The sequence below is a fragment of the Pseudomonas fakonensis genome, assembly GCF_019139895.1.
Classification (GTDB): domain Bacteria; phylum Pseudomonadota; class Gammaproteobacteria; order Pseudomonadales; family Pseudomonadaceae; genus Aquipseudomonas; species Aquipseudomonas fakonensis.
Map to the genome: position 1 here is coordinate 451,550 of NZ_CP077076.1, position 10,997 is coordinate 462,546.

Sequence of the window (10,997 nt, forward strand, 5' to 3'; positions counted from 1 at the left end):
CTGTTCGTGTAGGAGCCGGCTTGCCGGCGATGAGGCCCGAATGGCTTCTATAGTGCCCGAGCTTTACGCCGCTGTCAGGCCAATGGCCCACGCGGGTAGCGGCGCAGCTTTTCGTTCAGCTCGCGCCCGGGGATCGGCCGGTCGAACAGGTAACCCTGGCCCACGTCGCAGCGGTGGCGGCGCAGGAAGGCCAGCTGCTCGGGCGTCTCGATGCCCTCGGCGACCACCTTGAGCTTGAGGTTGTGGGCCATGGCCACCACCGCCGAGGTGATCTCCATGTCGTCCTGGTTGTCGGGGATCTCGTTGATGAAGCTGCGGTCGATCTTGATGATGTCGATCGGGAACTTCTTCAGGTAGCTCAGCGACGAGTAGCCGGTGCCGAAGTCGTCCATCGCCAGGGTCAGGCCCAGGGCCTTGAGCTCGTCGAGCTGGCGGTGGGTGTCTTCGCTGGCCTCCAGCAACAGGCCTTCGGTCAGCTCCAGCTCCAGCAGGTGCGGCGGCAGGGCTTCTTCTTTGAGAATGCTGCCGATCGAGCTCACCAGCTCCGGGTCGGAGAACTGCTTGGGCGACAGGTTGATGGCCACGTGCAGGTTGCCAAAGCCCTGTTCTCGCAGCTGCTGGCTCATGCGGCAGGCCTGGCGCACCACCCACTTGCCGATGGGGATGATCAGCCCGGTTTCTTCGGCCACGCTGATGAACTGGTCGGGGCGGATCATGCCGCGCTCGGGGTGGTTCCAGCGCAGCAGCGCTTCCAGCCCCAGCAGGCGGCCGCTGCGCAGGCACAGCTTGGGCTGGTAGAACACCTCCAGCTCGTTCTGGGTCAGGGCGCGGCGCAGGTTGTTCTCGACGAACAGCTTGTAGCTGGCCTCGGCGTTGAGCACCTCGGTGAACACCTGCACCTGGTGCTTGCCGTTGGCCTTGGCCTTGTGCAGGGCAAGGCCTGCGTTTTTCATCAGGGTGGCCGGCTCGCTGCCGTGCAGCGGCGCGCAGGCCAGGCCCACCGAGGCGGTGACGTTGATCAGCTGGTTGTCGACGAACATGGGTTTGTCGAGGGTGCGCAGCAACTGGTGGGCCACGCCCTGGCCGTCTTCGAGCGAGGTGTCGTCCAGCAGCACGGCAAACTCGTTGCTGGCAAAGCGCGCCAGGCTGCCACCGCTGCTCAGGCTGTTGCGCAGGCGCCGGGCCAGGCTGATCAGCAGCTTGTCGCCGGTCTGGTGGCCGAGGCTGTCGTTGATCCGCTTGAAGTTGTCGATGTCCACCAGCAGCAGGCAGATGGGGCTGGCGCTGTCGCGGGCAAAGCGTTCGTCGAGGTTGCGAATGAACGCCGGGCGGTTGCCCAGGTTGGTCAGGTTGTCGGTGTAGGCCAGGCGCTCGATGCGCTGCTGGGCCAGCTTGGTCTGGGTGATGTCTTCGTAGATGCCGATGTAGTGGGTCAGTTCACGGTTGTCGCCGTACACCTTGGAGATCGACAGCTGGCCCCAGTAGGGCTCGAGGTTCTTGCGCCGGCTCTTGAACTCGCCCTGCCAGCTGTTGCCCATGGCCAGGCTGGACGGCGAGTCGAACAGCAGCTCGCTCAGGTTTTCCAGCGCCGGCAGCTCGGCCAGGTGGTGGCCCTGGACTTCATCGGTACTGTACTGGGTGATGGCGGTGAAGCTGGGGTTGACGTACTCCACCACGCCGTCGCGGTTGACCAGCAAGAAGGCGCTGGCGCTTTGCTCCACCGCACGCTGGAACAGGTGCAGGGCACTGGCGGCGGTGCGCCGGTTGTGGTTGTTGATGACCTGGGCGAACTGGTCGGCCAGCTCGCCGGCGAAGGCGATTTCGTCGGACTGCCAGGCCCGCGGCTTGCCGTTTTGCTCAAGGCACAGTACGCCGACCACCTGGCCGTCGATGCGGATGCTGGCATCGAGCATGGCGCTGTCGTCGTTGCCGTGCAGCAGCTCGGACATTTCGCGGGTACGCGGGTCGTGGCTGGCGTTGTGGGCGTCGATGGCGCGGCTGGCGTGCAGGGCTTCGAGGTAGTCGGGGAAGCGGCTGGCGTCGATGGCCTCGGGCAGGCGGTGTTGCTGCTCGCGGCTGTACCAGGCGCTGATCGGCTCCAGGCGTTGGTCGTTCAGGTACCAGATGCTGGCGCAGTCGACCTTGTAGATTTCACAGGCGCTGCGGGTGATCAGCTCGGCGGCTTCGAGCAGCGAGTTGCCCACGCTGTAGCGCTGGCGCGCCAGGCGCAGGATGAGGTCTTGCTGGGCGCGTACCCGCTCGAGGTGTTCGAGCTGCTCTTGCTGTGCGTGCTGGTTGAGCTGCAGGGCCAGTTGCAGGCGGTTGTTGCGCGACTCCAGGTCGTTGGCGTCCACCTCGGGGCCTTCGAGCGGCTGGTCGTCGAGCACCGTCAGGTAGCCGCGCAGCAGCTGGCGGTTGTGCTGCTTGTAGCTTTCGCCGGTTTCGAGCAGGCGCAGCGGCTCGGGGCCGCAGTGCAGGGTGTAGCGCACCCGGTAGTGGCCGCGCTGGGCCAGTTGCAGCTGGATCTCGTCATGCAGCTTGTAGCGCGCCTCGGGCTCCATGAGGCTGGCGTAGGGCGAGCCGATCAATGAGCACAGCTCGGCGGCGGGCAAGTTGAATTGCCGTTCGCAGGCCGGGTCGACGTAGAGCATGGCCCAGCTGGCTTCGTTCAGCCGCTCGAAACGCAGCATGCCGAGCCGCGAAGGCACGGGTAGCTGCGTGACGACCTCGGCCGCCACTCGGCTGGCGGCATCGGGTTGGCTTTTCATCGAAGACTCGCTTGAACAAGGCGGTTGGCGCGGCGGGCCACGGGCTATGCGGCGACGCTTTGGGCAAGGTTGCATCATGTCCCGGGGACTGGCAAGCGGCCATGCGTGATGCTGTGTACAGGTTGTCGGCTGGTGGGGTGGAATCTGAAGGCCCTATTGCCGGCAAGCCGGCTCCTACAGGGATGCGCCGGTGCTTTCCTGTCGTAAATCACCCTGCCCTTCGGGCTGCGCTGTCGCGCAGGGAGCTAGTCTCGCAGATGCACCGCGGCCCCTGTGGGAAGCGGCCTTGTGTCGCGATGGGCTGCGTAGCAGCCCCGGCAATTTTGTATGAGGCTGAGGCCTTGGGGCCGCTTCGCGCCCCATCGCGACACAAGGCCGCTTCCCACAGAGACCGTGTTAAATCAACGAGCTGTGATTTGTCCTGTAGGAGCCGGCTTGCCGGCGAGAGGGCCCGAGCAGGCAAAAAAAGCCCCGCCATGGGGCGGGGTTGAGGTACGAGCGTGGCAGCTCGAAAACGGTGCCGCCCCTGCGCGCAGGGGCGGCTTGTGCAGCGTTACAGCAGCATGGTGCGGATGTCGCCCAGCACGTCGCCGAGGCGCTTGGTGAAGCGCGCGGCGGCAGCGCCGTTGATCACACGGTGATCGTAGGACAGCGACAGCGGCAGCATCAGCTTCGGCTGGAAGGCCTTGCCATCCCAGACCGGCTGCATGGTCGCCTTGGAGACGCCCAGGATAGCCACTTCAGGCGCATTGACGATCGGCGTGAAGCCGGTGCCGCCAATGTGGCCGAGGCTGGAGATGGTGAAGCAGGCACCTTGCATGTCGTCGGCCGACAGCTTCTTGGTGCGCGCCTTCTCTGCCAAGGCCGCGGCTTCGGCAGCCAGTTGCAGCAGGCTCTTCTGGTCGACGTTCTTGATCACAGGGACCAGCAGGCCGTCCGGGGTGTCCACGGCGAAGCCGATGTGCACGTACTTCTTGCGGATGATGGCCTTGCCGCTCGGCGCCAGCGAGCTGTTGAAGTCCGGCAGTTCCTTGAGCAGGAAGGCGCAGGCCTTGAGCAGCAGCGGCAGCACGGTCAGCTTCACGCCAGCCTTTTCAGCTACCGCTTTTTGCGCAACGCGGAAGGCTTCCAGCTCGGTGATGTCGGCGGAGTCGAACTGGGTGACGTGCGGCACGTTCAGCCAGCTGCGGTGCAGGTTGGCGGCACCGACCTGCATCAGGCGGGTCAGGGCCACTTCTTCCACTTCACCGAACTTGCTGAAGTCCACGGCAGGGATCGGCGGAATGCCGGCGCCGCCGGTTGCGCCAGCGACTGCTGGTGCCTCCTTGGCCTTCTGCATCATGGCCTTGACGTAAACCTGCACGTCTTCTTTCAGAATGCGGCCGTGCGGGCCGGTGGCGGCCACTGCGCCCAGCTCGACACCGAACTCGCGGGCCAGCTGACGAACTGCCGGGCCTGCGTGAACCTTGGCGTTGTTGCCGGCAGCCGGTGCGGTCGCGACCGGAGCAGGAGCAGCGGCCGGAGCAGCCGCTGGGGCGGCGGCAGGTGCGGCAGCCGGGGCCGGAGCAGCGGCGGCTGGAGCCGGGGCAGCAGCAGGCGCAGCGCCAGCAACCTTGAGCTTGAAGATCAGGTCGCCAGTGCCGACTTCGTCTTCGAGCTTGCACAGTACTTCTTCGACCACGCCGGCAGCCGGCGACGGGATCTCCATGGAGGCCTTGTCGGACTCCAGGGTGATCAGCGACTGGTCGGCTTCGACGGTGTCGCCGACCTTGACCAGCACTTCGATGATCTTGGCCTTGCCCGACGAGCCGATGTCCGGCACGTGGATGTCCTGCACGCTGGCAGCAGCCGGAGCTGCGGCCGCCGCTGGGGCTGGGGCAGCTTCGGCGGCTGGCGCTGCAGCAGCCGGGGCAGCGGCGGCAGCCGGAGCCTCAGGGGCCGCAGCAGCGGCGCCCTCGGCTTCCAGAACCAGCAGCTCGTCGCCTTCTTTCAGGCGGTCGCCCAGCTTGACCTTCAGTTCCTTGATGACACCGGCCTTGGGGGCCGGGATCTCCATGGAGGCCTTGTCGGACTCCAGGGTCAGCAGGCTCTGGTCAGCCTCGATACGGTCACCGACCTTGACGAACAGCTCGATGATTTCACCTTCACCGCTGCCGATGTCAGGTACGCGAATGAGTTCGCTCACTTAAAAATACTCCTCAGCAGTCCAGTGGGTTGCGCTTGTCCGGGTCGATGCCGAACTTGACGATGGCGTCAGCCACAACCTTGGGTTCGATCTCGCCACGGTCAGCCAGGGCTTCCAGGGCAGCCAGCACCACGAAGTGGCGGTCGACTTCGAAGAAGTGACGCAGCTTCTTGCGGCTGTCGCTGCGACCGTAACCGTCGGTACCCAGGACTTTGAACTCTTTGCTTGGCACCCACTGGCGAATCTGCTCGGCGAACAGCTTCATGTAGTCGGTGGAGGCTACGACCGGGCCCTTGCGGCCGGCCAGGCACTGCTCGACGTAGGTCTGCTGTGGCTTCTGGTTCGGCTTCAGGCGGTTGGCGCGTTCCACGGCCAGGCCGTCGCGACGCAGTTCGTTGAAGCTGGTGACGCTCCACACGTCGGCGCCGACGTTGAACTCTTCACGCAGGATCTTCGCCGCTTCGCGGACTTCGCGCAGGATGGTGCCGGAGCCCATCAGCTGTACGTGGTGCGCGGCATCGCGGGTGTCTTCCTCGAGCAGGTACATGCCCTTGATGATGCCTTCCTCTACACCGGCCGGCATGGCTGGCTGCTGGTAGGATTCGTTCATCACGGTGATGTAGTAGAAGATGTCCTGTTGTTCTTCGGTCATCTTCTTCATGCCGTCCTGGATGATCACCGCCAGCTCGTAGCCGTAGGTCGGATCATAGGTGCGGCAGTTCGGGATGGTGCCCGCCATCATGTGGCTGTGACCGTCTTCGTGCTGCAGGCCTTCGCCGTTCAGCGTGGTACGGCCGGCGGTACCGCCGATCAGGAAACCACGGGTACGGCTGTCGCCAGCGGCCCAGGCCAGGTCGCCAATGCGCTGGAAGCCGAACATCGAGTAGAAGATGTAGAACGGCAGCATCGGCTGGTTGTGGCAGCTGTACGAAGTACCGGCAGCGATGAACGACGACATGGCGCCGGCTTCGTTGATGCCTTCTTCGAGGATCTGCCCCTTCTTGTCTTCGCGGTAGAACATCACCTGGTCTTTATCGACCGGCTCGTAGAGCTGACCGACCGACGAGTAGATGCCCAGCTGGCGGAACATGCCTTCCATACCGAAGGTACGCGCTTCGTCCGGGATGATCGGGACGATGCGCTGGCCGATGTCCTTGTCCTTGACCAGCTGCGCCAGAATACGCACGAAGGCCATGGTGGTGGAGATTTCGCGGTCGCCCGAGCCGTCCAGGATCGCTTTCAGCGTTTCCAGTGGCGGGGTCGGCACGCTGAAGCTCTTGGCACGACGCTGTGGCACGAAACCGCCCAGGGCAGCACGGCGCTCGGCCAGGTACTTGGCTTCGGCAGAACCTTCTTCTGGTTTGAAGAACGGCAGGTTCTCGAGGTCGGCATCCTTGACCGGGATGTCGAAGCGGTCACGGAAGTGACGCAGGCTGTCGACGTCGACCTTTTTAGTGTTGTGCGCGGTGTTCTTGGCTTCGCCGGCACCGGTACCGTAACCCTTGATGGTCTTGGCCAGGATGACGGTCGGCTGGTCCTTGTGGTTCACAGCCTGGTGGTACGCCGCGTAGACCTTGTACGGGTCGTGGCCGCCACGGTTGAGCTTCCAGATCTCGTCGTCGGACAGGTCTTCGACCATGGCCTTGAGCTCTGGGGTGTTGAAGAAGTTCTCACGAACGTACGCGCCGTCTTTGGCTTTGTAGTTCTGGTACTCGCCGTCGATGACTTCGTCCATGCGGCGCTGCAGGGCACCGTTGGTATCCTTGGCCAGCAGTGGGTCCCAGAAGCGGCCCCAGACGACTTTGTTGACGTTCCAGCCACCGCCACGGAACACGCCTTCGAGTTCCTGGATGATCTTGCCGTTGCCGCGAACCGGGCCGTCGAGGCGCTGCAGGTTGCAGTTGATGACGAAGATCAGGTTGTCCAGCTTCTCGCGGCCGGCCAAGGCGATTGCGCCCAGGGATTCCGGCTCGTCGCACTCGCCGTCGCCCATGAAGCACCAGACCTTCTGCTTGCCGGCCGGGATGAAGCCACGGGCTTCGAGGTACTTCATGAAGCGTGCCTGGTAGATGGCCTGGATCGGGCCCAGACCCATCGAAACGGTCGGGAACTGCCAGAAGTCAGGCATCAGCCATGGGTGCGGGTACGAAGACAGGCCGTTGCCGTCCACTTCCTGACGGAAGTTGTTCATCTGCTCTTCGTTGATGCGGCCTTCCATGAAGGCACGGGCGTAAACGCCTGGCGAAGCGTGGCCCTGGAAGAACACCAGGTCGCCGCCGTGTTCGTCGGTCGGGGCCTGGAAGAAGTAGTTGAAGCCGATGTCGTACAGCGTGGCGCTGGAGGCGAAGCTCGAGATGTGGCCACCCAGGTCCGAGTCTTTCAGGTTGGTACGCATGACCATGGCCAGGGCGTTCCAACGCACCATCGAGCGAATGCGGCGTTCCATGAACAGATCGCCAGGCATGCGTGCTTCGTGGGTGACAGGGATGGTGTTGCGGTATGGCGTGGTGATGGCATACGGCAGCTGCGAGCCACTGCGGGTGGCCAGCTCGCCCATGCGGGTCATCAGGTAATGAGCGCGGTCTTCGCCTTCTTTGTCGAGGACCGACTCCAGGGCATCCAGCCATTCCTGGGTTTCGATTGGATCGAGGTCTTGCATGGCTTGCTCCAGGGCGGAAAGGCCACCAGAATCGATGGCCTGAGTTTGCGACTGGCCTTATGGGCAGACGTCGTGAATTCTTGGATTACCGGACAGTCATCCGGCGCGGTGTAGTTTTACTACAAATGGTTTCGCATTTCATGCTTTTGCGCGCCATGGGTAGTAGTAAAACTACACAAATGCGACGTTTGGTCGCACTCCGGGTTGTGGAGAAAAACGTTCCTGTTGGTTGGCGGTGTGCCGCGATCGGGTGATTCTTGATGTTTTCAACCAGGTTTTCGCTTTTTTCAGCTATTTACAACTTTTGTATGACAGTCCAACCGTCATTCAGCTGTGTTTTTTCTGCCACAACCCCTCTCTTTCACGCCGATCAAGGATAGACCATGCGCCTGCCTTTGCCGCTCGATCTGCCTGCCACCCTGCAACCGCTGGTCGCCCGCAACCGCCAGTTCCTGGCCGATGCCCTGGCTGCCCACCCGGAATTGACCCCCGGTGCCTGGAACGCCGCCCACCAGCTGCAGTTCGACCAGGTGTGCGCGGCCAGCGAGTTCGCCCTCACCCAGGCCCAGCGCGCACCGGCGGTGCTGTTCGAGTTGCTGGCCAGCGGCCAGATGGACCGCGGATATGCCCCGGGCGAGCTGCGCGGGCAGATAAAAGCCGCAGCCGATGCCGCGCAAAGCGAAGACGAGTTGGCGCGCAACCTGCGCCGCGAGCGCAACCGCCAGCAACTGCGCATCATCTGGCGCGACATCACCCGCCAGGCTGCCCTTGGCGAAACCTGCCGCGACCTCTCCGACCTTGCCGACGCCAGCATCGATGAGGCCTACCAGTGGCTGTACCCGCGCCACTGCCAGCAGTTCGGCACGCCGATGGGCAACCGCAGCGGCCAGCCGCAGCACATGGTGGTGCTGGGCATGGGCAAGCTGGGGGCGGTGGAGCTTAACCTGTCGTCGGACATCGACCTGATCTTCGCCTTCCCCGAGGGCGGCGAAACCGAAGGGGTGAAGCGTTCGCTGGAAAACCAGGAGTTTTTCACCCGCCTGGGCCAGCGCCTGATCAAGGCGCTGGACCCGGTGACCGTCGACGGTTTCGTGTTCCGCGTCGACATGCGCCTGCGCCCCTACGGCTCGGCCGGCGCACTGGTGCTGAGCTTCAATGCGCTGGAGCAGTACTACCAGGACCAGGGCCGCGACTGGGAACGCTACGCCATGATCAAGGCGCGGGTGGTGGCCGGCGACCAGGCGGCCGGCGCGCAGTTGCAGGAGATGCTGCGCCCGTTCGTGTACCGGCGTTACCTGGACTTCTCGGCCATCGAGGCGCTGCGCACCATGAAGCAGTTGATCCAGCAGGAAGTGCGGCGCAAGGGCATGGCCGACAACATCAAGCTGGGCGCCGGCGGCATCCGCGAGGTGGAGTTCATTGCCCAGGCCTTCCAGTTGATTCACGGCGGGCGCGACCTGAGCCTGCAGCAGCGGCCGCTGCTGAAGGTGCTGGCAACGTTGGAGGGCCAGGGCTACCTGCCACCGGCGGTGGTTGCCGAACTGCGCGAGGGCTATGAGTTCTTGCGCTACACCGAGCACGCCATCCAGGCCATCGCCGACCAGCAGACGCAGATGCTGCCCGATGGCGACACTGATCGTGAGCGCATCGCCTACATGCTCGGGTTTGCCGACTGGGCTGCGTTCCATGCACAACTGATGCACTGGCGCGGGCGTATCGACTGGCACTTCCGCCAGGTGATCGCCGACCCTGACGAAGACGAGGCCGAAGGCGAGCTGGTGGTGGGCGGCGAGTGGTCGCCGTTGTGGGAGCAGGCCCAGGATGAAGAAGCGGCCTGCCGGCAACTGGAAGAAGCTGGCTTCAAGGCGCCGGCCGAAGCCCTGCGGCGCCTGGCCGCGCTGCGCGTGAGCCCGGCGCTGCGCTCGATGCAGCGCATTGGCCGCGAGCGCCTGGATGCCTTCATTCCGCGCCTGCTGGCCCAGGCCGTGGAACACGCCAACCCTGACCTGGTGCTGGAGCGGGTGTTGCCGCTGGTCGAGGCCGTCGCCCGGCGCTCGGCCTACCTGGTGCTGCTTACCGAAAACCCCGGCGCCCTGCGCCGCCTGCTGACCCTGTGCGCTGCCAGCCCGTGGATCGCCGAGCAGATCGCCCGCTACCCGCTGCTGCTCGACGAGCTGCTCAACGAAGGCCGGCTGTTCAGCCCGCCGTTGGCGCCGGAGCTTGCGGCCGAGTTGCGCGAGCGGTTGACGCGCATCCCCGAGGACGACCTGGAACAGCAGATGGAGGCCCTGCGCCACTTCAAGCTGGCCCACAGCCTGCGGGTGGCCGCCTCGGAGATCACCGGCAACCTGCCGCTGATGAAGGTCAGCGACTACCTCACCTGGCTGGCCGAGGCGATTCTCGACCAGGTGCTGGCCCTGGCCTGGCGCCACACCGTGGCGCGCTACGGCCAGCCGCAGCGCAGCGATGGCAGCCTGTGCGACCCGGGCTTCGTGATTGTCGGCTACGGCAAGGTTGGCGGTATCGAGCTTGGCCATGGCTCGGACCTGGACCTGGTGTTCATCCACGACGGCGACCCCAACGCCGAAACCGATGGCGCCAAGCCCATCGACGGCGCGCAGTTCTTCACCCGCCTGGGCCAGCGCATTATCCACCTGCTGACCACCCAGACCAACTCCGGCCAGCTGTACGAGGTGGACATGCGCCTGCGCCCCTCCGGCGCCTCGGGGCTGCTGGTGAGCTCGCTGGGCGCCTTCGAGCGCTACCAGCAGGCCGAGGCCTGGACCTGGGAGCACCAGGCGCTGGTGCGGGCGCGGGTGCTGGTGGGCTGCCAGCAGGTGGCCGCAGCGTTCGAGGGTGTGCGCGCACGGGTGCTGGGCCAGGCCCGCGACCTCGACAAACTGCGCGCCGAGGTGAGCGAGATGCGCGCCAAGATGCGCGACAACCTGGGCAGCAAGGGCACCGGCGCAGGCCTTGCCGGCAACGCCTTCGAGGCCGGCCAGCCGTTCGATATCAAGCAGGATGCCGGCGGTATCGTGGATATCGAATTTATGGTGCAATACGCCGCTTTGGCCTGGTCCCACGGCCACCCCGAGCTGCTGCGCTGGACCGACAACATCCGCATCCTCGAAGAGCTGGAGCAGGCCGGGCTGATGCCGGCCAGCGACGCCGTGCTGCTGCGCGAGGTGTACAAGGCGTTCCGCGCCGCCTCGCACCGCCAGGCGCTGCAGAAGCAGGCCGGAGTGATCGATGCCGGGCAGTTCGTCGACGAGCGCCGCGAGGTGCGGCGGGTGTGGGGTGAGCTGGGCCTGACCTGATGCATCGCGGGGCAAGCCCGCTCCCACAGCGCGTGGGAGCGGGCTTGCCCCGCGATCAGGAACCCAGG

At 65.0% G+C, this 10,997-nt stretch carries 4 protein-coding genes; 1 reads left to right on the forward strand and 3 read right to left on the reverse strand.

Annotated elements, in window-relative coordinates; genetic code table 11:
* Positions 1–74: 74 nt before the first annotated feature.
* From KSS94_RS01955 to aceE, 3 genes are all read right to left on the reverse strand, one after another.
* The gene (locus KSS94_RS01955; protein WP_217841431.1) at positions 75–2,768 is read right to left on the reverse strand and encodes a putative bifunctional diguanylate cyclase/phosphodiesterase; all 2,694 of its coding nucleotides are present in this window, start codon (positions 2,766–2,768) and stop codon (positions 75–77) included.
* 553 nt (positions 2,769–3,321) lie between these two features.
* The gene (gene aceF, locus KSS94_RS01960; protein WP_217841432.1) at positions 3,322–4,953 is read right to left on the reverse strand and encodes a dihydrolipoyllysine-residue acetyltransferase; all 1,632 of its coding nucleotides are present in this window, start codon (positions 4,951–4,953) and stop codon (positions 3,322–3,324) included.
* Between the two features lie 13 nt (positions 4,954–4,966).
* Positions 4,967–7,612 carry a pyruvate dehydrogenase (acetyl-transferring), homodimeric type gene (aceE, locus tag KSS94_RS01965; protein WP_217841433.1) on the reverse strand — a complete coding sequence of 882 codons (2,646 nt, stop codon included), beginning with the start codon at positions 7,610–7,612 and terminating at the stop codon, positions 4,967–4,969.
* 383 nt (positions 7,613–7,995) lie between these two features.
* Here aceE and glnE point away from each other — a divergent pair, with 383 nt between their 5' ends.
* Positions 7,996–10,929, forward strand: coding sequence for a bifunctional [glutamate--ammonia ligase]-adenylyl-L-tyrosine phosphorylase/[glutamate--ammonia-ligase] adenylyltransferase (gene glnE / locus KSS94_RS01970; RefSeq protein WP_217841434.1), 2,934 nt, complete (start codon positions 7,996–7,998; stop codon positions 10,927–10,929).
* Positions 10,930–10,997: the final 68 nt, after the last annotated feature.